Source organism: Agrobacterium sp. LEGMi-208b, assembly GCF_059511785.1.
Genome location: NZ_CM183446.1, coordinates 2098789 through 2124059, shown reverse-complemented (window position 1 = coordinate 2124059; position 25271 = coordinate 2098789). Strand labels below are relative to the sequence as shown.

Below are 25271 nucleotides of genomic sequence, written 5' to 3'. Positions count from 1 at the left end.
GAATGCGGCTGGCAGTTACGGGCAAAAATGGTCAGGTCGTCAGCGCCCTTCAGGCATTGGCGAATGGGGAACTGGAGATCGTAGCTCTTGGTCGACCGGAACTTGACCTTGCACGGCCTGAGACTGTTTTGAAGGCGCTACGCGAGGTCAAGCCCGATCTCGTGGTATCGGCTGCGGCCTATACCGCTGTCGACAAGGCCGAAAGCGAGCCGGACATTGCTTTTGCCGTTAATCGGGATGGAGCAAGGGCTGTCGCACAAGCGGCAAGTGAGATCGGCATTCCCGTCATTCATCTTTCTACGGATTATGTTTTCGACGGCACCAAGGACACCGCTTATGTCGAAAGCGATCCGACCGGCCCTACCTCCATCTACGGCCGCTCAAAACTTGAAGGCGAACGAGCCGTTTCCGAGACGACCGACAACTATGCAGTTCTGCGGACCGCTTGGGTCTATTCGGAATATGGCAACAATTTCGTAAAAACCATGCTCCGACTGAGCGAGAGCCGCGACGAGATCAACGTGGTTGCGGACCAGTTCGGATGCCCTACCTCGGCCAACGACATCGCTACGGCGATCGTCGCAGTCGCAAAAAAGCTGGTGGAAGATTCCTCAGCTCGCCTTCGTGGGGTTTTTCATCTTTCTGGAACCGGTGAAACGAACTGGGCGAATTTCGCAAAACAGATATTCGCATTTTCTGCAGAAAACGGCGGAAAGTCGATGATCGTCAACGACATCACGACTGCGCAATACCCTACCCCGGCCCGGCGCCCCGCAAACTCGCGGCTTGACTGCAGCAAGCTGGAAGAGGTTTACGGCATAAGGTTACCGAGCTGGCAAATATCAACGCGCGCGGTGGTCACCGCTCTTGCGCAGAGCAAAAAGGAAAAGCCATGAAGGGTATCATTCTGGCCGGTGGCAGCGGCACGCGTCTGCATCCGATGACATTGGCGGTTTCGAAGCAGATCCTGCCGGTCTACGACAAGCCGATGATCTATTACCCGCTGACCACGCTGATGCTGGCCGGCATTCGCGAGATTTTGATTATCTCGACACCCCATGACATGCCGCTTTTCCAGTCTCTTCTGGGTGATGGTTCAAAATGGGGTCTTTCCATTGAATATGCGGTCCAGCCGAGCCCGGATGGGCTGGCGCAGGCATATATGATCGGCGCAGACTTCGTGGCGGGTTCGCCATCCTGCCTTATCCTGGGTGACAACATCTATTACGGCCATGGATTACCCGAGCTTCTGCAGGCTGGCACGGGCGTTAAGGACGGAGCGACGGTTTTCGCCTATCATGTGAACGATCCCGAACGTTATGGTGTGGTCGATTTCGATAGCGAAATGCGCGCCCTCTCCATCGAAGAAAAGCCGGCAAAGCCCAAATCCAACTGGGCGGTCACCGGTCTTTATTTTTACGATGCCGATGTGGTCGATATCGCCGCCAATCTAAAACCGTCCGCGCGCGGCGAATACGAAATTACGGATGTAAATCGAACCTATCTCGAGCGTGGCAAGCTGAAAGTATCCATCATGGGACGCGGTTACGCCTGGCTTGATACCGGCACGCCGGAAAGTCTTCTCGAAGCTGGTGAATTCGTGCGAACGCTCGAAAAGCGACAGGGCTTCAAGATCGCCTGCCCGGAAGAGATCGCCTTGAGCAAAGGCTTCATTAGCAAGTCGCAATTTGCCGAAATCGCCGAAAAAGCGGGCAAGGGCGATTATGGCGTTTACTTGCGTAAACTTGCGAATGTATGATCCACTTTCATGTATTGAGCAATAAGGAGCGAGCGCTCCTTACCCAAACTCAACTGGGGTTACATCAAGGGCAAAACCGTCAACATACGCTTATCTAGATAAAGATCGGCAAAGCAATCGGACGCATTCTTCTCCGTCCGTTCCTGCTTGATTAAACGGCCTTTGGGATGGACTGTCAGATGCCTCAAGTGAAGACAATTTCTCTAGAACCCGGATATTACAAACTCTCGTTTCAGAACATTGATCCCGACGTCCAAGCGATTGAACTTGTCGACGCGGATGATGTCGAACGGTGTTGCAGACTGGATTTGAGCAACGGCCAATTGCGATACGCCCTGCATCTACAAAAACCTGTCAAAGCAGGAAATATTCGCTTTCTAGCTAACAAGCCCGGCGAGCGAGAAACAAGTATTGATTTTATACCTGTCTCCCAGAAATTCTTTTCACTACAAAAGGCATGGGCCGCTATTCAACGTCATCGGCTTCAAAGTTTCGGCCCTGGAGAGAAACTTCTTTGTCTTTTCGGTGATCAAGAGGTGGCGGAAGCTGCGGCATTCGCCAACGTCGAATATCGCGCTCTGCGTTTATATGGGCTTGATGATTTATCGAAAGAAAACAACGGGTGGGATTGGCTAGATGAGGGATGGCCCATGTTCGATCTCTCTGAAAACGCAATTTCACATCCGCCAGTACGGGCCTGCGTTTATGTTCATCTACACTACATGGAAACATGGCCGGAAATTAGGTCCACCCTCCTTCAGAACGCTGTGGACATGGACGTCGTCATAAGTGTTACGGCTCAAGATTCTAATTTTCGGGACGAAGTGCTTGCGACGTTTCCAAACGCCCGGATCATCCACATGGAAAATCGCGGCCGAGATGTCGGGCCATTCATGGAACTTTTGAAGCGAGGAATTTTTGAGAATTATGATGCCGTTTGCAAGATTCACGGCAAACTATCCCGAAAGAACGGCAACGAAACCCTCTCCGGACATCGAATTCGTCGCTACACACTTGCCTGTCTTTTAGCGAATGGTGCCGGCGCACATATACTGAAGTCCTTTTCCGAGAATCCCGAACTCGGCCTTATCGGTCCACGAAACTTGAGTTTGCCGGTTAGAGGAAAACCTGTATCACAATACATAAAGAACGAGTTGGCTCACATGCGGGAGGTATTTAAACGAGCGGATGTGACCTTCGACCCTCAGGACACGCAATTCTTCGTGGGAACGATGTTTTGGTTTCGTCCCGCGGCATTCGAACTGCTTAGCCGGGCCAATATAGGCCTCAAAGATTTTCAACCAGAAAACGGAGCCAAGAAGGGTACACTCCAACATGGTTTGGAACGTGTTTTTTCCGCTATTGTCAGGAAAGCCGGCTACAAGATAGCGGCAAACCAACCGGCACCGCGTAACGGAACAATATCGATGGTGGAGTTTATTTGAGAGTGCCAAATCTATCCGCGGCAGACGTAACTGTAATTTCGGTATGCTACAGAAGCGAAGACGTTATCCGCGGAATGATTGCGTCCGTTCCTGAAAAAACGCCTATCATACTCGTGGATAATGGCGGAAATAATCGGTTTAGTGATTTTCCTGACAATCGCGACATACGTGTCATAAAGCTTGATAAAAATGAAGGATTTGGGCGCGGGTGCAATGCCGGCGCACAGGCGGCTAGTACACCCTGGTTATTATTTCTAAATCCAGATGCACGGTTAACCGATGGCGCTCTCGATGCCTTGCTCATCGCGGCCGAACGCTATCCGGCGGCTTCTGCCTTCAATCCTCGAATTGCAAACGGTGACTCTACACCTTATTTCAAACGGCGCTCCTGGCTTCTGCCACGTCAGCAATATATGCCTCGGGGGTGGCCCACTCAAGACAGGCCCATTTCCATATTGAGCGGAGCCGCAATTTTCGTTGCGAGCGCTACATTTAGCGATACCAAAGGCTTCGATCCAAACATATTTCTTTATCACGAGGATGATGATCTCTCGCTCAGGCTCGCGAAAATTGGACCGCTTATGTTTGTCCGAGATGCACTCATAGTGCATACTAGTGGGCACTCGTCGGGTCGCTCACCCGAGATTGCTCGTTTCAAAGCTTATCATATGGCTAGATCAAGAATTTATACGGGAAAAAAGCACCTTCGTCCTTTCCCGTTGTTGTCGACGCTCTGCCAAGCTGCATTTTTGTTTCTTTCGCCTGAAATGCTTTTTTCAGCTCGACGTCGCGCTAAAGCGCTGGGATTCTTCCAAGGCATCATCAGCGCATGTCGCGAGGCGACATGAAAAAATACCGCGTTTGATGCCGTTGCGTAGTGAAAAGCCAAATACGAGATAAGAGTGATTGCAATGAGCCAAGGGTTTTGATGTTTACAACGCAAATTTCGATATCGACAGTAAATAAACACTATTTTGTCGTGAAAACGCAAGATATCGGTCTTTGCGCGGTAGAAATCGACGCCGGCGGCAAACAAGAATCATACTTGCTGAGTCTCCAAAAAACAAAATCATATTTTGTAATAAGAACTATTCAGGGGAAAAATACCCTGAAATTTACGTCTATGGCGCCTATTGAGGTGTTGGTTATTCCGAGAAACAGGAAACGTCGGCCCATCGGAATAAAGATAAGAGAGATGCTCGACGACGTTCGGCGTAAACAAGGTTCTTACTGGCCGGACATCCGAACCTCTACGGGAGTTCAGTTACGTGAAATAACGCTCGGGCGCTTCATGGAGCGCGCCGCCTCCAATATAGAACGGCTGGCATTTCATAACTTTCGACTGCCCAAAGGAGTTGATGGCTCTTGGCCATTTCACCCGGTGAAAGAGGGTTTCTTTTCTGCTACGGTGCTGGAAGACCTCCTGGACGAAATAAATAGTGGCGAAGACGAATTCGTGTTTGTGGCAAATGAAAAGAAATTTTCTGAGCCCAGTCGGCCCGCGATCCAGTATTTGCTCGAGCAGCGTTTTGGTAAAGGATCTTCCCAACTAGGTCCCGCGTGGAATTTTATGCGGGCCAATCCTGGAATTGGGCTTTTGACCTGGGACGTTGACAACAGTGGGCGAAGCGGAAAGAAACACGAAAGGAAAACCAGACGGCTGGCGCAAGTTATGAATCTCGATCTCGCAGAGATCGACAACAGTCCTTCCTTTCCCGCAGTGTGTCTAGTGCGCAAATCCGCGCTCATTTGGATAAAAACGATGAATATTGAGTCTGCCGATGTCGATAGTGGCATCTACGACTCCGACGCGTTGCTCAGGCTCATCCCGGCAGTCGTTGAGAAAGCAGGTTTCGCAATAAGTCCAATGCCTTTGAATGGTGGCGACCAGATTATTGGCCGCTCGGTCATGCAAGCTGAATGGGTGGAACATCGCCCCCTTGCAAATCCAGCGAACAAGAACTGCTGTCTGTTCGTCGGACTACTTCGGGAGGATGGTCAGTTCGCACCTCACGCGCTGGCTTACATGAGGGCGCTTAAGGATCACGGGTTTCACATTTATGCTCTTGGCGTGAGCCTCACGTCTCCCAAAGACGGCAAAGACCCTGGAGAGGCATTCTGCGATGGCTTCGCGGCTCGCGCGAACGACGGTCATGATTTCGCCCTCTGGGCAGCAGCACTGCGGAAACGTCCGGAAGTTTGGGAGGCAGAAACCCTTCTTTTCGCAAACGACAGCATGATACCGAAGGGGCCCTCATTGAAGCCACTTCTCAGCCAACTGTCCGCATCTCCATACGATGTTACCGGATTAACTGATAGCACAATAGGCAGACGTCACCTGCAAAGCTATTTTATCCATCTTAATCAAAAAGCTCTGAAGTCTCAAACAGTCAGAAAGTTCTGGGCCTCTGTTCTAGCGTGGCAAGATAAGAGCCGGATTATCGCGTTGTATGAAATTGGGATGACAAGCAAATTAATCCACGCGGGACTGACATGTGGCCCTCTTTATGAAACAGACCCCAACCGTGGAAATTGGCATCATAACCCTACAATCCACTGCTGGAGAGAGTTAATTAAAAGAGGATTCCCTTTTGTAAAAACGCAGATTATCAAAGATGCAACTGCTGACGAAAATATAACCGAGGTCGTCGAGTTTCTCGTCGGTCATGACTTCAAGCACGATCTCATACCTGGCGTTAGAAATAACCCTCGATAGAAAATTGTGTTCGCTGGCGTGGACCCATGCCACTCGCAGGAATCTTCTGCATGAATGGTCGTTTCGAGATCATCGGTGAGAGAGCGCCCTTTAAAAATGGCGCTCTCTCCTCCGAAGACATATTCAGCTTCCGATGTCGCGCAAGGTTCGCCTTAGGCCTCTAAATCCAGCAGAACGAAAAACATGGAACATCTCTTTGGCTGTCGTATTCGAGCGGCCGGTCAGAAAGCGCCTCAATCCGCGCAATAATAACGACAGTTTTCTTTTCTTTTTGGCTAGCGTTGCGAGTTCCTCTTCACGCTGCGCAAGTTCGGACTGCAACCCAGCGATTTTTATTCTTAGAGGCAGTGCTTCTCCAGCCGGGGGAGGATTAAGAATGGCTTCACGCAGCAGATTAATGCGCGGCACCATCTGCGCCTCAAGGCGATGAACATCCCGTACTGTTTTGATGCCCGTTTCTCCGACGGCCTTCAATGCGCCAGGATTGCTATAATATTGCTCAATCTTGTCCACGATGTGCTTAACATCATAATTCACAATGACAAGATCTTGGTTATCGGTGTAACAACTCTTGGCAGAATCGAATTCATCTGTAGCAAAGATAGCGGTCCCGCGCATGGCAGCCTCCACGCAACACCCGGTTGGAAAGCCGTCAGTCGATCCTGAGTATATCTTGCCACTGATATTAGGTGACAGGATAATATCCATGTCCTTGAAAAAGCTATCAATCGCATCGGGACCTAGGGGGCCGTAAAATTTGATCTGGTCGCCCAGCGAGCTCACATCTATGACATGCTGATCGAAGCCCCCTGCCACATGAAAATAGATATCGTCATGGCTCTGTCGTAGTATCTTGGCAACCTCCACAAACACGTCGTAGCCCTTATCCTCACCGCGAGGTGTGTATTTGTGGGCCATAAAACAAATGTCCAACTGCGCCTTATCAAACCCCCAGCGACGCTTGGGAAGCGAAGACCCCGTGGAGACTTCAGGCATCACGCCGCCATAAATTACTTCTATCTTTTCAGCCGGACATAGTTCCTTTCTAACGAGGTATTCGTAGATAACCGCCTGTGTCACGATGACTTTCTTAAAAAATGGCGACTCGAATACCCGCTGGAGCTGACGGTCAACCTCGGAATTGTTCAAGGCAAACCCACCGCCGGGATACAGAGTAAATATAAACTGCACACCCGCCTCCTCAATTTCCGGAAGCATCGCGTATGTGTTGTGCAGGAACATTACATAAATCAATTTTCCAAGATGTAGCGGGAATTTACCTCGCTTTGCGACAACTCTATTTCCTAATTCTGGGTATTTGCGTTGATAATTGAGAATGAGCAATTCATGGGGCGTACTGTCCACCAAGCTCGTCGCGTTCCCGGTACTGAGAACTAAAGACGATGGAAATTCCTGCAGATAAGACGTGAATTCAAGATAACGAAATCCATTTTTCGGAGTTGGAAATGTGTCATCCAGAACGATAAGGTCTATCTTTTTTGAATGATCATCGTTGTAAGAAATGGAATTCCCTAAAACAGAATAACAAAAGTCAGTTACATTTCTAAATTCGTCTCGATAATTAAAATCGAACAAATTGTTCATCGAATTAATTGATGAAACAATCCCAGAAGCCCTCGATGCATTCCATGGAGACCTTCTAGATGTGGAGGGATTTTCTTTACGACTATACGTAAGAACTTTATTCAAGTGTCCGATCGTTCCGAATTGCGCGCAGTAAATATTGAATTTCCAATTATGATTTTCATCATTGTCCTTTAGCAGCCATTCATAGGGAAATACATCTGCAATCTCCCCGCGGTAGAAAGTGCAGCCCAGGCTCATAACCGGATTATCCTCTACGATAGTGGAACCAGTAATGATTTCTTCGGCTACAACCATGCTTCTGTGGCGGCGTGAGGCATTGAACGAGGAAGCAGTGGAATTGAACGACATGACCGCACTTGGCCATTTACGCAGAAAATCAAGATGTTCTTGGAGCCGATATTCGGACTCCCAGAAATCATCCCCGTAGCAAGGCGCCACATAGTCAGCTCCCTCTGCCCAACTTAGGGCAGCCCCCCAGTTGGCACCCGTGCCCACACTCTGGGAATTGATCCTAAGCTCGATTTTTATGCGGTCACTCTGGTTTTCGGCGATGATACGCCGTGCAATCTGTGCAGTCTTATCCACTGACGCATCGTCGATAATCAGTACACGCATGGTGAAGTCGCCACGCTGCATCACGACGGAACGAAGGCATTCGGCGATGAATGTTTCATGCTGATGTGTCAGCACGATCACCGCCACTTCGGGTATCTTTGGCCCAGCCGCCAGCCTTGCTTGCTGCTTGCGTTTAACATAGCGATGTCGGCGGAACAGGTCTATCTGGTAACCTACGCTACTGGGTGATCGTTCGCCATCAACTTGTACGTACACCGTAAAGCCGGGGACCACCATCACTGCCTCAAACGCGCAGTCCAAGAGCACGTCCGCGTTAATCCGTTCGGTCTTGTTACCGGATTCAATGCAGACGATTCCCTTGGGCGAAAGCTGTTTTAAAAGCCGCGCAAACACCTCGTCTTCGCAATCCCGTGCCACCGCGACGTCAATACATAAGAGGTCAATCTGCGTGCGCACGGCCTCATGTCGTTCAACGGCAGTCGGCACGTTGGCCACATCCAGCAGTACCTCGAGTTGCTCGAGGCCAAATTCCTTCGCTATGAAATTTTTGAGTGCCAGTTTGTCGCCTTCCGTAAGCTCGTCTCTGAAGCGACCGATAAGGCGGCTTTCGTCAATCTCGCCCAGGAAATCTGCGCCTTGCACCATCGTGGAAGTTGTCACGGGGTTAGAGGACAGCGCGTCATCTTGCAACGATGGCGTTCCATGAGTCGTCATATTTAGTTCCTTCGCTTACAATGACCGCAAACGTCCTCAGCCGTGCAGAATGAGCAACCATTTATCGATCCTGCGGACGTAATGCCTATACAGGCACCTTAATAACACCAAGGCCCATACCACCTCCGTCGCCGGACTGATATTGTTTTGTGAATTCAACCGATGCATGGGTGCTGGAGTTTTGTTCAAGAACCTCGCGCCACAACCTGCCCACACCTGGCCAAGTGCTTGCGAAAATATCGTGAAACATAATCATTTTTGCCTGGCCACGGACGAGCTCGTAGTCATGGCTCACACCCTCGTAACGGTGATCGCCGTCGATAAAGACGAAATCAGGCTTCAAATTCAGAATCATTTTTTTTGCGGCTGTGGATGTCGAGTATTCTCTTTCGTAACGAACCTCAAGTCTGTCGTTTCCGTCAATTTTGTTTGTGAAGTCTATATATTCCCTGATGAGAGGCGACATTTCAGCAGGATCAAGGGCAACAACCCGACACAACTCGGGTGAAAAGCGTCTGAGCCACTCCGAAATGAGAATGAACATTCCACCCCAGCGAACGCCGATTTCCAAATAACATTCTATGCCACGCGCGTTGTCGGCAAGCCATGCCAACAGAGGTGCGAGCTGGCACGGCAACTGAAGCAAATGCAACCCTTTTCCAGATAAATGTGCTACCTCCGGAGGGAACGACCAACCTTCTTGCGCTAGACCTAATTCGGGTATCAGCGAGTGCTCTAGGAATTCGACGTCCCGGCACTGCAACTCCGTTAGAGCGCGGATACGGTTTACGCTTTTGATGACACTACTCTTTGTTATCTCAAGCTTAAGAAATCTTACGTCGCTAGCAATGGCTGGCTGCTGACTGTCAGACGCTTCGACAGAGAGAGATTCCACGGAGACCCCCGTCTGCCTCATGAGATGAAGCATATATAGCTCCAGTTGAGAAATACGACTATCATGGATATTGCCATTTCTTCGAATTTCATCAACTACATGGATAACGTCCCTGCCTTCACTTAGAATTACCTCAAGTATATTTATGTAATCTCTATTAATTCTCAAATTTTCCTCAATTGAAGAATTCAATTTTATACACATTTCTCGAATTTCATCAACACGATGCTTGTATGATTCGCATATATTTTTTATTTCTTCAATTGAAGCCATATTAGCGTTGTTTTGACTTGCAATATTATTACTAATTGTAATATTCTCTTGGAGAGAGCCATTCATATCCCGAATACGATCAGAAATTCCGTTCTTTTTTATTTTGCGATATAATTGAACAATCCGGGATTTGAAATTGCTTTCCATCTGTTTCTCCTCAACAGCAGCTGAAAGTGAATAATTTCATTTTCAGCTCATCGGGAGTTAACATTTTGAATCGAAAGAAGTTCCCTTGCCGAATAAATATTTTAGGATTTGCAAATCAAGCATAGCCTGATTCAAGCGATCGGCCGATAGAGATCGGTGGATATGCCAAAGCCTTCCTTTTAGTCCGGGCGCTTGAGCTCTCGCTGCGGTTGTAGTCCAAACATCTCAGCAAGGCTCGCAATTCCCACTAGACGGAAGCGCGCCGTGGTAGAGCTCTGAGACAGGAGCGGAAAACTGATCGACTCCATCGAATCTCAAGAAGCAAAATAACTTTTCCCCCTCCTTCGGATCCGATACGAAAAAGAACGGCTCTATTGTCGAGTGGTTGGGTCGGCGAGGTAGGAGATGAAATGCTCCAGCATCCCGTCTTCCTGCCGCTTAAGGTCCTTGATCCGGTCTACAAGGCCACTGCGAGTGCGCACGGCCCATTCCAGTTGCTCGGCACTGTCGCCATAGGCGATGCCGAGGCGGTCCGCCTCTGGACGCCAGTCGGCGCGCGAGAGCCCCGGTGGTGGGACTACAATCGGCAGGCAGCCGCAGAGCGCGGCGTAGTCGCAATACATCGTGTATGGGTCGTGGCAGTAGAAAAGGCGCGCGCGCTTGAAGACCTCAGCGATCTCCTCGTTGCTTTTGCCGTCCAACACGGTAGCGCCCTCCGCACCGGGGGGCGGGCTTTCCGCCGTGGCGTCTCCCTTGCGGATCATGCGGCAGACTTCAGTCCGCTCAACCGGGCCGGGATCGTTGAAAATGTCGTCGCGGTGCCATTGCAGGCGAAGACAGTTTTCGCGCGGTATCCAGTCGATATGCTCGATGAAGGGAGGCTGGAAGAAGAATACCTTTTCCTTGGGTATCGGTTTTGCGAAATCCTCACCTACCCCGTGGCCACGCGGGGTGTAGAGAATCCAGCGCACCACACGGGCGAAACCCAACGGGTTACCGCTCACGATTTCGGGGTAAACGACAATTCCACGACACAGCGCTGAGAACGGCGCCAAAGGCGTATCAAGCGCGGGATGCGTTTTGAATGGTAGGTGCCCCCATATGTATTTACCCATAGTCAGCGCTCTACGAAATTTACGCAGCAGGCGCGGTACATCCGACGGTTCCTCATCGATGAGAGGGAAAACGTAAGCCTCTACTCCCATGCCGCGTAAACGGTGAGTCAAGTAGTGGAGAACGATGCAGCCACCGCTCTGATCATCAAAAGGAGGGCAGGCCACGACTACCGGTCTGTTCAGTTTATTCATAATATACTGACTTCCCGTTTTTCTGGTAGGAGGATCATCTTAAATGACCATCCATCTTCATCTCTCGAATAATCAAGCCTTAGATGCAGCTTATATATTCAAAACTTTCTAAAAACCAGGAAGTGTCAGCATCTTCGATGCCTTCATCTCATAACGACATACCGCGATCGAGGCGCAGCACCTGGCCGGTCATCTGTGTTGCCTCAGGTGAGATGAGATAGCTTACCAGTGCGGCCACATCGCCGGGCATTATCTTGCCGGCTAGTGCTGACCGGGCATCGAGGGCAGCGCGTGCGGCATCGTCCATTTGTGCGGCCATATCGGTTTCCACCACGGCGGGGGCGATGGCATTTACACGGATACCGCTCGCACCGAGCTCCATCGCTAGAACCCGGGTAGCGTGGATGAGCGCCGCCTTTGAGCCACCATACGCGAGGGTACCTGCATCCGCCAGAAGCCCCGCTGTAGAGCCGATATTGATGACTGATCCAGCCTTGGCCCTCGTCATCGTTCGGACAATATACTGGGTGAAGAGCAGCGGCCCGAAGGTGTTCACCTGAAAGACGTCACGCATTTGCTCCATTCGGGTCATGGTGAAAAGACTGCCGGTAGCGATACCGGCACAATTAACCAGAACATCGATCTGCTTGGACCATTTTAGAACCGCGCGAGCCGCCTCTGAGATGGCCGCGTCGTCACGCAGGTCGAGCTTTACGATGGTGTGTCCCTCCTCTTCGGATAGCAGATCCCGCAGATCCTGCGAGGCGCTACGCACACAGCCCGCGACACGATAACCTTGTGTCACGAGCCGTTCGGCAATCGCAAGACCAATCCCGCGATTGGCACCCGTCACAACAGCAAATGGCTTACTTTCGTTCATTATGATCCCTCCGGAGGGGCTGCGCGCTCAAATACGGGTTCGAGCAGCGCATAATCGATATCAGGCAAAGTCCGCGAGTGCGGAAAGAGCGTTTCGGGTCCACCCCGCAAAGCGCGGATCACCTCTGGCGCGGTAAAATAGGCTACGAGTGCCGCATCAATGAATGCCTGCGCCACCTCGTGGTGCGATTTTCGTAACGCACGCAGAATTTCATTCACCTCGGCTGTTTCAGCTTCAGGCAGTTCGGAAAGCGCACGGCCCACGGCTTGCACTGCCTCCGGATGACCCAAGGCATCGACATCGAGTCCCAACGCGGCAAATCCAGGAACATTGTGAGCAGGATCTCCTGGGAACATCGCCGCCAGCAGCGCATCAACCAACATGGGCGGCCTCCTCGGCAATAGCGTCAGCAAGATAGAGGGCAACCGCCTGAATTGTATTCGCTGGGTTCACGCAGGATGAGGTCACGAAGACGCTGGAATCGACCACATAGAGCCCGTCAACCCCATGTACTTTGCCTCGAGGGTCTACCACCGAGCGGCTGGGATCGGACCCCATGCGCGCAGTACCCATCACATGCCACCCAGAATTGCGAACAGGTCCATGCGCGTAAATCTGCCGCGCGCCCGCTGTCGAAAGCACTTCACGTGCCTTACCCATGCCATGGGTCATCATCTTACGAGTGTTGTCGCTCATCGTATAGCTGACTCGCACACCAGGATCTCCATGAGCATCTGTGCGTGTTGTGTCGAGTTCTACCCGGTTCGCGGGGTCGGGCAGATCTTCGCAGATGATCGAGATCACCGCTTGCTTACGCCAGAAGGCCGCAAAATCCTCGTATAGATTCTCGCCAAACCGCAGCTTTCGCCGGCCGTAGGCGGATTGAGCTGTCTCCAGCGGACCCGTCCCGCGCAAAGCATGCATCATGTAGCCCAGCCGGTGGCCCGCACTCGGACTGCGGTAGTGCTCGAGGCTGTAGAGCATGCAACCCTGCGGTCCTACATCCGTATCAAGCGTCTCGGGAAAGACGCCTTCCACATAGCCAAGCGGGTGGATCATCAGATTGCGCCCGACTTGGTCCTGGCCGTTGCCCAAGCCACGCGGATGGTCGTCGCTCCGCGTATTCAACAGCAGGCGCGGCGTACCAATGGCGCTTGCGGCCAAGATAACGCGCGGACTACGCAGGGTCTTCTTGTTGCGATCCTTGTCGCTCACGCACACACCCGCTACACGCCCGTCTTCCACCAGAAGATGTGAAACGGCCGTTTCATCGAAAATCACCAATGACGCAGCCTTCGCCCGCGCCAGATAGGTAATGTCGGTGCTCGATTTTGCACCCTGCGGACAGCCCGTATTGCATGGGCCGAGGTTGAGGCAAGCAGAGCGCCCTCGCCGATCCCTTGTCGAGATCGCGGAATAGCTCGGCCACCAGTGCCAGCCTTTGGTGTTAAACGCCTGAGCAAGCCGTGTTCCCACATCCCCGAGCGGTACTGGTGGCAGTAGGTTTTCGATGTCGGGATAAAGTGGGTCTCCCGCCAGCCCAGCAACCGACATCATCTCTTCATTGATATCGAAATAGGGTTGCAGGTCGCTGTAGGAAATCGGCCAGTCTTCAGAGAGACTTTCCGTGCTGAAAAGGCGGAAGTCATCAGGACGGAAACGCGGAAAATGCCCTGAATAAAGAATGGTCGAGCCACCCACCGCATTAAAATTGCAAACTGCAACAGATGACGCGCTGTCATCAACGGGATAATCCTGCGCAGCCCCTCGTGTGGCGGCGACCGGCGACATCGACGTCCGTTTCAACACCTCCCAGTCAGGGCGCGTACTTGGGTAAGAGGCCGGGTCCATCCAAGGCCCCCTCTCCACACACGCTACCTTGAAGCCCTTCGTCGCAAGCCGCCAAGCAGCGGCTGCACCAGCTGCGCCGCTACCAATGATGATGACGTCAAAATCTTTCATTTATTTAGGAAGATATTGTTCGAGAATATCCGGTATGGTGATCATCATCTTGGCTTCGCAAGCAACCTCACCGTTGGTATAACCCACAGCGCGGCCCTTGCAGACTCCGCGCCGCCAGCTGTCAATCGTTGCCTCAATCAAAAGCTGATCTCCCGGTCGCACTTCCTTCTTAAAGCGTACCGTATGCTCAAGCGCGTGTGTGACCTTACCTTTTAGACCTTCCTGAGTTGTGATGGCTACAGTCAACATCTGCGCCATCGCCTCAAGCTGTAGCGCTCCCGGCATGTTGGGACCACCGGGAAAATGCACCGGAAAATACCATTCATTGTTGGTGAGGTTCTTGAAACCCTTGGCATACTGCCCTGGCTCAACTTCCGTCACCATATCAATCATCAGGAAAGGGTAGCGATTGGGCTGATAAGCTTTAAGTTCTTCGCAATCCAGAGAAAACGCCATTGGCAATGCCTCATCTATATCGTGTGCCGCCAATAAGAGCGAGCAGCGAGGTTTCAGGAAATTTGTACCCTGCGGGACAGGATGGCAAGAATTTCCTTGCCGTCCCAGTTGAACGAGATGTCGAGGGCACTGCCCACAGGCACGATCCGGTCGATATTAGGGATCTGCCCGTCTACAGTCATCCCGCGGAAGACCTCATCCGGCGTGATGCCGAGCGTTGTCAGCGTCTGTTCGTTCGGGCGCAAGTAGTTCAGCACCTGCTTCACGTGCGTAATCGGAAGCTCAAGGAAGGTACCGAAACGTAGCGGCAGGCCCAATACTTCGGGGTCATCAAGACGCCAAATATCATACTCGATATCGAGGTTGAGCGCGTGCCCTATGGTGGTTACATCACGGAGGATGTCGAGATTACGGTTTATCCGTGCCATCGGATCAATCACGTATTCAGAGCTCAAAATCGCCTCTAGAAGCGACCAGAACCTCTTTTTTGCCTGAGCGACGTCTCCATTATCACCAAGCCAGAAAACCGTAGTCGGCGAGGAACAGGCATTCTGATCCACCAAAAATGTGTCGTTGAAAAAGCGCCGCGCGCTAAGTTGCGCGTCGTCCTCCGGCAGCGAGAGGTAACCTTTTGCATCAACCAGTAGGGACGAAACGCGGTCTGGGAAATAAACCTCAACGCAACCAGGTGATTTTGGCAGCGCACGGAATCGCCGTACGGTGGCATCACCGCCCCAGACGACGAGCCCCGCCGCTTCGCTAATAAGTCCATTAAGGGCTGGGCTGTCTCGCTCTGTTTGCACAAAGCGAGTACGCCGTGCAATCTGTTCGAAAGCGGGATTGGCAAGCAACCGGTCGATTAGCGTAATGCAGAGCGTCGTTTGCGGAAAATGCCGCGAGGGTAAGCGAACGACGTTGGAATTGCCTGCAAGTAACCCCATAACGAAAGAAAAAGCGAAGTTCAGCGGAATATTGCCGGGCGCGATATGCACCACCGTGCCCCAGCCGAAGCGCGAGGAGACAGAATGCACATCGGCAACCGCCCGCGCAAGGTTCGCTTTGCGACAAAAATAACCGAAAGTGGCAAGATCCGGGTGGCCACGCACCTCCTTGTCGGTGAGGATAGCGCGCGACAGTGCGTTGAGGAATTCCTGAATGCTCTCGTCCGCAAACGCGGACGTGCCGCCGAAATCAAAGCCCTGTCGCCATTGGCCGGTTTCAAAGCTTCTCGGATCAAATATAGGCATCACTGCACCCCCGAACCTCGGCGGCCGGCAAGCGCCCATGAACCTCTACGATAGTGCCTGAATGTCCACAGGAACATTCAGAAGCAGCGCGCGTCAGCCCCAGATCCTCAGTTAGTAGCGCATGACCAGGATAGCTTTTCTGGATGGTGGAGAACACTTCTATAAGCCCCACTTTACCATGCGGCAGTGCTTCGTGCGTATGAATGTCTCGAACCAGAACGTCAGACCATGGGCTGGCATGCAAGTGACCTTCTCGGCATTCCATGAAGATTGTGCCAGTCTGTTCGACCATGCCATAGTAATTTCGGACATCAGTACAGCCAGTCCACTCGGCAATAGTGGCCTTAAACTCCTGATTTGAAACCTTCGCGGCTTCCAGCTTCTTCCACCCGCCACCGTGCAGCAGGAAGGAGTTTTCTAGCGGAAGCTTCTGATCTAGCGCACGCAGGGCACCGCAAAATGCTTGCCAAACAAGGAACGTGAAACCAAATATGAAGACGCGCTTATCGTTGTGTTCTTCCAAAAAGGCCATCACGCGCGGAATGTTTAGTGACATGTCTTCGTCCAGCGCAAAACATCGGTCACGTGCCATGATCGAAAAGCCATTTACAGCTGCGGTGCGAGCGGAGAAGCGGTTGCGATCCTTAACCGTACTCTCGCTGTCAATCACCAGCATAGGCGAACGGGCCTTACCGAAGGCTTCGCCGCAGATCGCCAGCAGCGTTCGAGTTTGAGCTTGCGCCGTTTCCCGGTCGAGATAAATGCGCGAACGTAACCCAGACGTCCCAGACGACATCATTACCTTGAAGACATCCTCCTCTGCCACGCTGCGAAGGTCGAAATCCTTGAAGGCGCGCACGGGCAGGAATGGTAGGTCAGCGAGACTTCGCGGCGGATGATCCTGCGCGTAAAGTGTATCACAGTAATTGGCGTACGGTTTGCAAGCCGCGCGGTGGTGTTCTGTGAGCGCGATGAGATCGTCGAGTATCGTTGAAGTCAACGCACATCTCCATATGCATTCAGGGCAGCGACGTAATCGGGCTTACCGACAGCCGTGCGAGGCAGGAGGGCGACCTCCTTAAGGGCAATGGTGGAAGGGTGAAAGAAAAAGTTATGCGACATCGCGTTATTGACTTCGGCGTGATCGCTTCCACTATAGCATACGATCAGGCGATTTTCGCGTCCCACGACCATGCAATCAATTCCGGCGCTGGTAAGCACACTTTCCACATGATCAAGATTCACGGAAATACCGTGAAGTTTTATAGTGCGTTTGAGACGACCTGTAATGGTGATGAAGCCATCAGGATCGATGGTCGCAAGATCGCCGGTACGGAGCACGCCTTGAAAGTCATCACCGCGTGCAAGATCTACAAATCCTTGCGCGTAGCCCATCGAGACGTTCTCGCCAGAATAAACCAACTCTCCTCCATCTGCATCGATATGCACACGCCCACAGGAAATCGGTACACCGACTGACCCAAGTTTTTCGAGGCCCATCTCAGGCGAAACGTAGGAGATACGTGGAGCGGCCTCGGTCTGTCCATACATGGTGAAATAGCGCGTACCCGTGCCCGCGAACCGCTCAAGAAAGTGCTTCGTGATCTTTGGATCTAGTCGTCCGCCCGCTTGTGTCACACAAACGAGTGAACGGGCGAGACCCTCGGGCAAACGGGAGCGCCGCAAAATATCAAAAATGAAAGGTACACCGGCGATATCTGTCACCCCCTGTTCCTCGCAAAAGCCAAACAACTCTCGGTCGAGAACAGAAAGATCGGTCAACACAATGCGGCCACGAACGTTCATGACGTTATGCAGCACCGAGAGACCGTAGGAGTAATGTAGCGGGAGGAGAGACACTGCGACCCGATCTTCCGCCATTGTAAGGTAGTCGCAAATCGCATCAGTGCAGCTTTGTAGGTTTCGGCTTGTAATACGCACGGCCTTGGGATCGCCGGTAGAGCCAGACGTGGGTATCAAAAGCGTCAAGTCAGGGTGAAAGTCAGCCTCAGCAGCTTGGTTAGCGACGAGAAGTACTCCCGTCGCGCCAATCTTCGCGTGAGGCGTGAACCCCTCCGGAGCCAAACCTGTCGGGCTGAACATATAAGCAGGGCGATACGCCTGAACAGTCCGTTCGACGACGGCAGGGACAGCGGTGCCATCTAAAAGAAAAGGCACCAAGCCTGCGCGCAACGCACCTACATAAGCGGCTACGGTTTCAGGCGAACGTTCACAGAGAATGACAACAACGCCTCGCCCACAACCCTTGAAGAGATTGTCGCCGGCATCAAAGACTTCCGCATAACTGAGCGCAAGATTTTGTGTCGTCAAGAAGGTCCGCGCGTCACTTGCCTGGTCCCTGTCATTCCAGAACATTTAGAACTTGATCCCGTATTTCTCAAGCGTCTTCAGGCCGGTATTGTATGAGCCAAAGTCTACAACATCGTCCATGTCGAGCATAATGTCGAAGGCATTTTCGAGTTCCGCCATGAGCGCCATATGGCCCACGGAATCCCAAGCATTAATGCTGCGATACTCAAGTCCATCGGTCAACTGAGCTGCGTCAATCTCGAACACAGTCATAAAGGCGGAATCGTATTTTTCTCTATTTGACAACTCTAGTCTCCAGTCTTGCGAAAAACAGTTTTATCTTCATTACGACGCAATACGCGCGCCGGGTTACCCATCGCGATAACCTCTTCAGGCACGTCGTTGTGAACAACAGACCCCATGCCCACGATACTGTCGGCACCCACAGTGAGCTTCTCGCGCACGATGCCACCCATACCAACATAGGCGCGCGGTCCGACTTTCACCGCGCCGCCAAGATTCACCATGGACGAAATGACCGCATCTTCACCGACGCTCACGTCGTGTCCCACAATTGCCATTGTGTTTACTGCAGCATTACGCCCGATAAAAGCACGGGCTTGAACCGAGCAAAATGGTGCGACAATGACACCCTCTTCAATGATAGCAGAAGGCGAAATGACAGCAGATGGCGCGATAGCGGAGCACAACTGCAGTCCGGCCTCCGTCACTTTCTCAGCCAGCTTGGTGCGCACCGCAGGCTCCCCCACCGCGATTGTCACAAGGGCACCTTTTTGACAATCTGCAAGCTCCACCACCGGATATCCGAGCACATCCTTTTGGCTCGAACCATCAACAATGAATCCCATGCTGCGCTTTGGCACCTGTCCAGCTTCCATGGCGCTGATGCAGATGTCTAGCGTTTCGACCCCAAACCCTCCAGCGCCGTAGATGTACCAAGCGGGCTTTGCATCATCAGGCATTTGCTGCCTCGCGCTTTATTAATTGAATGATGCCTTCGGCGTCGAGGCCCGAAATCTTCAGCATATAGGAGTAGCTACCAGTCTCGCCGTAGCGGTCCGCGATACCATGTGTCACAATGCGGCATGGAGGCGCGCCGACGTCTGCGAAATGCTCCAACACCGCGCTGCCCAAGCCTCCGGTACGCATATGCTCTTCCACAACGATCAGGGTGGAGGAAACCTCAGCCGCATGCGCCAGAGCCATTTTGTCCAGTGGCTTAATTGTGTGCATGTTAAGCAGACCGACTGTGAGACCTTCTTCCGCCAGCGCATTCGCTGCCGCCAGACAATGACCCACGGTAGTGCCCGCCGAAATTATGGTGATATCCGCAGCCGGCTTGATCCAGACCGCCTTGCCAAGTTCAAAATGGTAGTCTTCCTCATACACGATAGGGCAGTTCACCGCACCTGTAAGACGGATATAAACGGGCGTAGGATAACCAATACAAGCCTCAAGCGTCTTGTAAATCTCGGCGCAATCAGCGGGCGAGACAATGGTCAACCCGGGTATGGCACGCATCACAGCCAAATCTTCCAGCCCGTAGTGCGAATTGCCCAAAAAACCCATGGCAAAGCCACTACCCAATGCCACAAGCTTCACGGGCTCTTCCATGTAGCCCATGTTCATGCGCACCTGCTCACTTGCACGCATCGAAGCGAAAGGTGCGAATGTAGAGGCAAAGACATCAAAACCTGACCGTGCAAGCCCTGCAGCGACGCCGACCATGTTCTGCTCGGCAATACCCGTATTGATAAACTGGTTGGGATATTCTTTGGAGAAACGGTCGAGCCCTGATGACCTGCCCAGATCGGCAGACACGGCAAGTACGTTCGGATTCTCCGCCGCATATCCCGAGAGGGCCTGACCGTAGGTCGCGCGAATACCCATCCGCGACCAAGTGCGTGCATTTCGCGTGGAAATTTCAACCATCAGCTAATTCCACTCCGAGCGCACGCATACAATCTTTATAGACGTTGCTGGTAATCCGGTTGTGATGCCAGTCATTATTGGCTTCCATGAAGTCTATGCCCCGTCCCTTAATAGTCCTGGCCACGATCGCAGTCGGACCACTCTCATGGGCTTGCGCCGCCGAGAAGGCCTCACGGATCTGCTCACGGTCATGACCATCAATTTCGATAACATTCCAGCCAAAAGCCCGCCAGACTCCAGCCAATTTAATCTTATTTGCATATGTTGTCGTCGCCCCGTCATTACGGAAGCCGTTTTCATCAACGATAGCGCAAAGCCGGTTCGTCCCACGCTCTGCAGCCAATGCCGCTGTTTCCCATACCGAACCTTCGTTGCATTCGCCATCGCCCAGCATCACGTAAACGCGACGGTCCTCGTTCTTAAGTTCCATACCGAGCGCAAGACCAAGGCCGTAGGACAGTCCCTGGCCGAGGCTACCGTTGGAGCTTTCAATCCCAAGCTTCAGCTTCTTGACTGGGTGCGCAATCAGGTCACTACCATCAGTCTGGAATGTCGCGAGCTTGTCGGCATCAAAATAACCATAAAGGTGAAGGACAGCCAGATAGCCAAGTACTGCGTGCCCCTTACTGAGTATGAATATATCCCGTTCAGGCCACTCAGACTCTTCAGGGCGATGATTTAGTATCTCGCCGAAGAGTACATTCAGCAATTCGACCATACTAAGACTGCCGCCGATGTGCGCAGACTCTCCGCATTTGAATGCAGTATCTACTATCGTCTTGCGAATATCTATATCCGACACCATTGAAGTGTTCGTCATCACTTGGCCCCTCTCTGCAGCGACGGCGGAACCTACTTTATTTAAAAATGCATTGCAACTTCGAACGGCCCTGTTTTTTGGTTGAACGCCCTGCTCAAAACAGTGACGATTTTAGCGTTGTTGTTGATATCTGCCGTTAGAGATGGCGCTTCCGGACCGGGGCTAACAGGCCGCCATTGCGTCCTATCCGTGAGCCAGTACGCCATGCAGGAACGCTGCCATTGCGAGATCGCCGAAAAATCCTGATGGGACATGACTGCGGCAGGATTATGGAACTCATTCTGCGCCCCAGGCATGCGGCTGCGTATGGGCGACTCGTCTTCTCTCGATATAGGACGGCTGCGGAGCTGGAATGCAGGCAGCTTTGCCGCAGTTGCTGTTCGGTGTGGTTCGGGTAGCGTTCGCATGTATATCAGGCAGTCTGAGTCGGCTTCATAGCCCTCACGTTAACGCGAGCGGGTATAAGCCGTAAGTCTGACTTGGCGGCATCCGGATTGCGGAAAGCCGGATAGACCGGATTTGAGCGCAAATTTCTAATTGAGACCGTTCTACCGCTTCTGAACCATCGTCGACCTCCGCGCTGAGCGTGGCACACGGCGTTCCCTTGAGAAAGAGTGGAGTCCGGTTTTCGCCAAGCACGGGATCAAAGGAGTGGCGCATGTCTCTTTACATGTGTAACGGACAGCGTGCTGTGCGACGAAACGCCAATTTATCGAAAGGGCACAAACCATGGAAAAAGCGGTGCCTGAAAAAAGCTGCGGAATGTAGAGTATGGCCGAGTTTTTATTTCAATCCGGCTATGTGGACTGGTTGGGCGGTGAAGGCCTTTCGGTCTTTCACACCGGTTTCGATGTCGGCCGATTTTCTGAAGCCTCCATTCTCCATCTGGATGAAGGCTATGGCGAATTCATCCGCGATGCCGTGACCAAACGCCAATCCGAATTCATCGCCGGACGTCACTGCGCACATATGGCGATTGCGGCACATAAAATATCTCATGGCCTCATAGGCATAGGCACTGCCCGCCAGCCTCTCTGGCCCGCAAGCATTGTCGGCTCAATCAGTCATTCTCATGGCTATGCCGTTGCGGCGGCTGCAAAGGCATGTCGATATCTGGCTGTCGGGCTTGATGTCGAAAATGTCGTCACCGTCGCGACGCAGGCGCGGCTTCGCAAATCCATTGTCAATGACGACGAACTGCACCTGGTCACCGATAGCACATCGCCCGAGAAGGTCGTTACGCTGATTTTTTCGGTAAAGGAGAGTTTTTTCAAGGCAGTTTATCCCTTCGTGGGCGCCTATTTCGGCTTCGACGCCATGTCAGTCCTGGAGATTGACTGGGGGGCTGGAAAACTACTGTTCACCGTTCACCGGGACCTGGCTCCTGAATTCCCCTCCGGCGCCTTGTTGAACGCCCAGTTCAGGGAAATTGACCACCGTATCCTGACCTTATTCGTAGTCGGGCGAAGCGAAAAAAGATAATCTGTCCTCAAATTGGCAGCGTAAAGCCGCCTTTTCGTCTTAGGTAACGCCGAGATGGCAAGGACGCCGTATATTTTTGAATGCGAGTATTTCATGCGGGTTTTTGCAATCTCCGATATCCACATCGACTATGAGGAGAACCGGGCCTGGATCGCAAATCTGTCCTTCCAGGATTATCAGTCCGACTTGCTCATCCTTGCAGGCGACATTTCCGATGACGTTCGGCTTGTGGATTGGGCCTTCGTGGAACTGCGGCGAAAATTCGCCGGGATTATCTTCGTACCCGGAAATCACGACCTCTGGGTGCACCGCGATACCGAGATGACATCCGTGGACAAGTTCCACCATCTTTTACGGCTGGCGCGAGAACGTGGCATAGATACCGAGCCTTTTCACCATGGTGCACTTTCAATTGTGCCGCTGCTGGGTTGGTATGATTACTCTTTCGGGACGCCTGAAGAGCAGTTGCTGAAAAGCTGGCTCGATTTCCGTGCCTGCCGCTGGCCTTCGGAAATGACCACGCAGGAGATCGCCGCCTATTTTCTCAATCTCAATCGACATGTCCTGTCAGTCGAGAACGAAACCATTATTTCCTTTTCGCATTTCCTCCCGCGGATCGACCTGATGCCATCTTTCGTCTCGGAGCGATTCCACTTTCTATATCCTGCGCTAGGCAGCGAAGTCATCGATCGTCAGGCCCGGCTTCTTAGGGCACCACATCGCCTGCATGTCTATGGCCACAGCCATCTCAACCGACGTGTCACCATCAATGATGTCGAATACATCAACAATGCCTATGGCTACCCTTCGGAACAGTCTATTGCCCGCAAGGATTTGCTCTGCATTCATCAATGACCCACAGGCTGAAGCGGGCATACAATGTCGCCCTAACTCATAAAAATCAAACTCGATTGGGAAAATCGGCACCCAGCCATGCGGAACGAACGCATCTGCTTTTGGAGCTCCCGATAGGAACGAGTGCTCCCAATCGCCCCCCAGTCCGGTTCCGCACATGCGGCTTGCGATCGACGCCATCCGCCACGGCACACTTCGTTTCGCTTGAAATATCAAAGTGCGATCACAATCGTCGACTTAGCGGGACAAGGGCCTTTTCGGCGAAGTTGAACGGCCGGGAAGTCTACGCGGCAGGTGCCGAAAGACCGCACCATCGAATTCTGGGATCAAGCACCTAATCTCGGCTCTTTTGACGCGGTCGCTTGACAGCCGCGATTTTCTTCCGGTCGCAGAAACTCTTGATGTCGGTTTCGAGACGGTGAGAATGCAACCGTTACCCGCCTCGGCAAATGATCCTCTTTGTTTTGCGACAGCGTGGATGAAACCGTGAAACGTGTCCGGCGAGCAAAAGCGTCGAACCGGTGATTTTTTAGACGTAATTCTTGTCTACTCTATTTCCTTCTGCGTCGGGTTGCGTTAGGCATCCGTAAATGTAGTGAGTAGCCTGTCAGACTCTGTTGTTGCCATTTGTGGACTTTGGCTACTCCAATTGATGAATAATAACCGCTGTGAGGCGGAATATAGCAGAGAACACTAGAATAATGGTCCAAGTTGTGCCTGAAGAAAAGAATAATATTCGATCGCTCAATGCCCCAGTGTTCGTGTCCGAGCCGCTCTTGCCGGAGTTGAGCGAGCTGATGCCTATGCTTCAGCGGATATGGGAAAAAAAGCACGTTACGAATCACGGACCATTGCATCAGCAGCTTGAAGCGGAGTTACAAACCTATCTGGGCGTAGACACCGCAATGTTGTTTAATAACGGCACCATCGGTCTTATCACTGCCTTAAAATTATTTGATCTGCCGCCGGGCAGCGAGGTCATCACCTCACCAATGACTTTCGCGGCCACAGCCCATGCCATTTCTTGGAATGGATTGAAGCCGGTTTTTGCAGATGTTTTGCCGGGCACGCTGACCCTTGATCCAGAAGCGGTAGAGCAGGCCATCACTAAAAACACCTCCGCCATCCTCGGCGTGCATGTTTACGGAACACTCTGCGAGGTAGAGGCCCTTGCCGCGATTGGAGCGAAGCACGATTTACGGGTCATATATGATGCTGCCCACGCATTCGGAGCGACCAAAAATGGCGTTCCAATTAGCCGCTATGGCGACGCCTCTATTTTTTCCTTCCACGCAACCAAGCTCTTCAATACGCTGGAAGGTGGTCTGATCGCGACGCCGAACGCGCAAGACCGCGAGAGAATATATTATTTACGCAACTTCGGAATTAAGAGCGAGGAAGAAGTCGTCGAAGTTGGCATCAATGGAAAGATGAATGAAGTTCAGGCCGCGGTTGGACTTTTAAACTTGCGTGCCATGGTGGGTGAAAAGGCCAAACGCCGGCAATTGCGGAAACGTTATTGCGACATGCTTGCGGGCTTGGATGGCGTGCAAACGCAACTTCTGCAGCCAGGCGTGGACGGTTCCGAGCAGTATTTCCCGCTCATCATTGATGAAACACGGTACGGCAAAACCCGTGATGACATTTACAATGCGCTCAAGGCTCGAAATATTTTTGCACGGAAGTATTTCCACCCGATTTGCACCGATTTCGAGACTTATCGACATCTCCAAATCGTCTCGACGCGGTCAGTGCCGCATGTGACGGAGGTTAAGTCTCGTGTGCTTTGCCTGCCTTTCCACAGCGGCGTGAGCGAGGATGCTCTATCAGTGATTGCTGATGTGTTTCACGGTCGGCCCTGATCTC

The 25271-nt window shown here is 52.2% G+C and carries 22 protein-coding genes; 8 read left to right on the top strand and 14 right to left on the bottom strand.

Features of this window, described 5'->3' with window-relative positions; genetic code table 11:
• Positions 1 to 2: 2 nt before the first annotated feature.
• The 5 genes from rfbD to AC5YUO_RS24195 all read left to right on the top strand — a co-directional run bounded on the left by rfbD (position 3) and on the right by AC5YUO_RS24195 (position 5920).
• Positions 3 to 896 carry a dTDP-4-dehydrorhamnose reductase gene (gene rfbD, locus AC5YUO_RS24215; RefSeq protein WP_496155558.1) on the top strand — a complete coding sequence of 298 codons (894 nt, stop codon included), beginning with the start codon at positions 3 to 5 and terminating at the stop codon, positions 894 to 896.
• Complete coding sequence (rfbA, locus tag AC5YUO_RS24210; protein WP_496155557.1) at positions 893 to 1759, top strand: glucose-1-phosphate thymidylyltransferase RfbA; 867 nt, start codon at positions 893 to 895, stop codon at positions 1757 to 1759. Before rfbD ends, rfbA begins: the two co-directional genes overlap by 4 nt.
• A 179-nt stretch (positions 1760 to 1938) precedes the next feature.
• The gene (locus AC5YUO_RS24205) at positions 1939 to 3204 is read left to right on the top strand and encodes a rhamnan synthesis F family protein (RefSeq protein ID WP_496155556.1); all 1266 of its coding nucleotides are present in this window, start codon (positions 1939 to 1941) and stop codon (positions 3202 to 3204) included.
• 2 nt (positions 3205 to 3206) lie between these two features.
• On the top strand, positions 3207 to 4052 hold the full coding sequence (locus AC5YUO_RS24200; RefSeq protein WP_496155555.1) for a glycosyltransferase family 2 protein: 846 nt from the start codon (positions 3207 to 3209) through the stop codon (positions 4050 to 4052).
• 80 nt (positions 4053 to 4132) lie between these two features.
• Positions 4133 to 5920 carry a rhamnan synthesis F family protein gene (locus AC5YUO_RS24195; protein ID WP_496155554.1) on the top strand — a complete coding sequence of 596 codons (1788 nt, stop codon included), beginning with the start codon at positions 4133 to 4135 and terminating at the stop codon, positions 5918 to 5920.
• 123 nt (positions 5921 to 6043) lie between these two features.
• Here the strand turns inward: AC5YUO_RS24195 and AC5YUO_RS24190 are convergent, their stop codons facing one another.
• From AC5YUO_RS24190 to AC5YUO_RS24125, 14 genes are all read right to left on the bottom strand, one after another.
• Positions 6044 to 8818, bottom strand: coding sequence for a glycosyltransferase (locus tag AC5YUO_RS24190; RefSeq protein WP_496155553.1), 2775 nt, complete (start codon positions 8816 to 8818; stop codon positions 6044 to 6046).
• Positions 8819 to 8903: 85 nt separating this feature from the next.
• Positions 8904 to 10133: a class I SAM-dependent methyltransferase gene (locus AC5YUO_RS24185; protein WP_496155552.1), complete on the bottom strand. Its 1230-nt coding sequence runs from the start codon at positions 10131 to 10133 to the stop codon at positions 8904 to 8906.
• A 371-nt stretch (positions 10134 to 10504) separates the two neighbouring features.
• Positions 10505 to 11440, bottom strand: a complete 936-nt coding sequence (locus AC5YUO_RS24180) for a hypothetical protein (RefSeq protein WP_496155551.1) — start codon at positions 11438 to 11440, stop codon at positions 10505 to 10507.
• 148 nt (positions 11441 to 11588) lie between these two features.
• Positions 11589 to 12320, bottom strand: a complete 732-nt coding sequence (locus tag AC5YUO_RS24175; RefSeq protein WP_496155550.1) for an SDR family NAD(P)-dependent oxidoreductase — start codon at positions 12318 to 12320, stop codon at positions 11589 to 11591.
• Positions 12320 to 12703, bottom strand: a complete 384-nt coding sequence (locus tag AC5YUO_RS24170) for a hypothetical protein (RefSeq protein WP_496155549.1) — start codon at positions 12701 to 12703, stop codon at positions 12320 to 12322. The genes AC5YUO_RS24175 and AC5YUO_RS24170 overlap by 1 nt, the downstream gene beginning before the upstream one ends.
• Entirely contained in the window at positions 12693 to 14282 is a 1590-nt protein-coding gene (locus tag AC5YUO_RS24165; RefSeq protein ID WP_496155548.1) for a GMC family oxidoreductase, read from the bottom strand. Before AC5YUO_RS24165 ends, AC5YUO_RS24170 begins: the two co-directional genes overlap by 11 nt.
• Positions 14283 to 14738, bottom strand: a complete 456-nt coding sequence (gene fabZ / locus AC5YUO_RS24160; RefSeq protein WP_496155547.1) for a 3-hydroxyacyl-ACP dehydratase FabZ — start codon at positions 14736 to 14738, stop codon at positions 14283 to 14285.
• A gap of 53 nt (positions 14739 to 14791) precedes the next feature.
• Positions 14792 to 15985, bottom strand: a complete 1194-nt coding sequence (locus tag AC5YUO_RS24155; protein ID WP_496155546.1) for an acyl-CoA reductase — start codon at positions 15983 to 15985, stop codon at positions 14792 to 14794.
• Positions 15972 to 16985, bottom strand: coding sequence for a LuxE/PaaK family acyltransferase (locus AC5YUO_RS24150; protein WP_496155545.1), 1014 nt, complete (start codon positions 16983 to 16985; stop codon positions 15972 to 15974). Before AC5YUO_RS24150 ends, AC5YUO_RS24155 begins: the two co-directional genes overlap by 14 nt.
• On the bottom strand, positions 16982 to 18361 hold the full coding sequence (locus tag AC5YUO_RS24145; RefSeq protein ID WP_496155544.1) for an AMP-binding protein: 1380 nt from the start codon (positions 18359 to 18361) through the stop codon (positions 16982 to 16984). Before AC5YUO_RS24145 ends, AC5YUO_RS24150 begins: the two co-directional genes overlap by 4 nt.
• Complete coding sequence (locus AC5YUO_RS24140; protein WP_496155543.1) at positions 18362 to 18601, bottom strand: acyl carrier protein; 240 nt, start codon at positions 18599 to 18601, stop codon at positions 18362 to 18364.
• Positions 18602 to 18603: 2 nt separating this feature from the next.
• Positions 18604 to 19278: a NeuD/PglB/VioB family sugar acetyltransferase gene (locus AC5YUO_RS24135; RefSeq protein WP_496155542.1), complete on the bottom strand. Its 675-nt coding sequence runs from the start codon at positions 19276 to 19278 to the stop codon at positions 18604 to 18606.
• Positions 19271 to 20248 carry a transketolase family protein gene (locus AC5YUO_RS24130; RefSeq protein WP_496155541.1) on the bottom strand — a complete coding sequence of 326 codons (978 nt, stop codon included), beginning with the start codon at positions 20246 to 20248 and terminating at the stop codon, positions 19271 to 19273. Before AC5YUO_RS24130 ends, AC5YUO_RS24135 begins: the two co-directional genes overlap by 8 nt.
• Entirely contained in the window at positions 20241 to 21068 is an 828-nt protein-coding gene (locus tag AC5YUO_RS24125; protein WP_496155540.1) for a transketolase, read from the bottom strand. The genes AC5YUO_RS24130 and AC5YUO_RS24125 overlap by 8 nt, the downstream gene beginning before the upstream one ends.
• Before the next feature lie 771 nt (positions 21069 to 21839).
• Between AC5YUO_RS24125 and AC5YUO_RS24120 the strand changes: the two genes are divergently transcribed.
• From AC5YUO_RS24120 to AC5YUO_RS24110, 3 genes are all read left to right on the top strand, one after another.
• Positions 21840 to 22550, top strand: a complete 711-nt coding sequence (locus tag AC5YUO_RS24120) for a 4'-phosphopantetheinyl transferase family protein (protein WP_496155539.1) — start codon at positions 21840 to 21842, stop codon at positions 22548 to 22550.
• 54 nt (positions 22551 to 22604) lie between these two features.
• Positions 22605 to 23405 (top strand): metallophosphoesterase, encoded by an 801-nt coding sequence (locus AC5YUO_RS24115; protein ID WP_496155538.1) that lies wholly within the window; start codon positions 22605 to 22607, stop codon positions 23403 to 23405.
• A gap of 701 nt (positions 23406 to 24106) precedes the next feature.
• Positions 24107 to 25267, top strand: a complete 1161-nt coding sequence (locus AC5YUO_RS24110; RefSeq protein ID WP_496155537.1) for a DegT/DnrJ/EryC1/StrS family aminotransferase — start codon at positions 24107 to 24109, stop codon at positions 25265 to 25267.
• Positions 25268 to 25271 lie beyond the last annotated feature (4 nt).

Coding starts and splice junctions, on each gene's coding strand:
- rfbD (WP_496155558.1), top strand. CDS start 3: ATGCGGCTGGCAGTTACGGGCAAAAATGGTCAGGTCGTCAGCGCCCTT.
- rfbA (WP_496155557.1), top strand. CDS start 893: ATGAAGGGTATCATTCTGGCCGGTGGCAGCGGCACGCGTCTGCATCCG.
- AC5YUO_RS24205 (WP_496155556.1), top strand. CDS start 1,939: ATGCCTCAAGTGAAGACAATTTCTCTAGAACCCGGATATTACAAACTC.
- AC5YUO_RS24195 (WP_496155554.1), top strand. CDS start 4,133: ATGTTTACAACGCAAATTTCGATATCGACAGTAAATAAACACTATTTT.
- AC5YUO_RS24190 (WP_496155553.1), bottom strand. CDS start 8,818: ATGACGACTCATGGAACGCCATCGTTGCAAGATGACGCGCTGTCCTCT.
- AC5YUO_RS24185 (WP_496155552.1), bottom strand. CDS start 10,133: ATGGAAAGCAATTTCAAATCCCGGATTGTTCAATTATATCGCAAAATA.
- AC5YUO_RS24180 (WP_496155551.1), bottom strand. CDS start 11,440: ATGAATAAACTGAACAGACCGGTAGTCGTGGCCTGCCCTCCTTTTGAT.
- AC5YUO_RS24175 (WP_496155550.1), bottom strand. CDS start 12,320: ATGAACGAAAGTAAGCCATTTGCTGTTGTGACGGGTGCCAATCGCGGG.
- AC5YUO_RS24170 (WP_496155549.1), bottom strand. CDS start 12,703: ATGTTGGTTGATGCGCTGCTGGCGGCGATGTTCCCAGGAGATCCTGCT.
- AC5YUO_RS24165 (WP_496155548.1), bottom strand. CDS start 14,282: ATGAAAGATTTTGACGTCATCATCATTGGTAGCGGCGCAGCTGGTGCA.
- fabZ (WP_496155547.1), bottom strand. CDS start 14,738: ATGGCGTTTTCTCTGGATTGCGAAGAACTTAAAGCTTATCAGCCCAAT.
- AC5YUO_RS24155 (WP_496155546.1), bottom strand. CDS start 15,985: ATGCCTATATTTGATCCGAGAAGCTTTGAAACCGGCCAATGGCGACAG.
- AC5YUO_RS24145 (WP_496155544.1), bottom strand. CDS start 18,361: ATGTTCTGGAATGACAGGGACCAGGCAAGTGACGCGCGGACCTTCTTG.
- AC5YUO_RS24135 (WP_496155542.1), bottom strand. CDS start 19,278: ATGCCTGATGATGCAAAGCCCGCTTGGTACATCTACGGCGCTGGAGGG.
- AC5YUO_RS24130 (WP_496155541.1), bottom strand. CDS start 20,248: ATGGTTGAAATTTCCACGCGAAATGCACGCACTTGGTCGCGGATGGGT.
- AC5YUO_RS24125 (WP_496155540.1), bottom strand. CDS start 21,068: ATGACGAACACTTCAATGGTGTCGGATATAGATATTCGCAAGACGATA.
- AC5YUO_RS24120 (WP_496155539.1), top strand. CDS start 21,840: ATGGCCGAGTTTTTATTTCAATCCGGCTATGTGGACTGGTTGGGCGGT.
- AC5YUO_RS24115 (WP_496155538.1), top strand. CDS start 22,605: ATGGCAAGGACGCCGTATATTTTTGAATGCGAGTATTTCATGCGGGTT.
- AC5YUO_RS24110 (WP_496155537.1), top strand. CDS start 24,107: ATGGTCCAAGTTGTGCCTGAAGAAAAGAATAATATTCGATCGCTCAAT.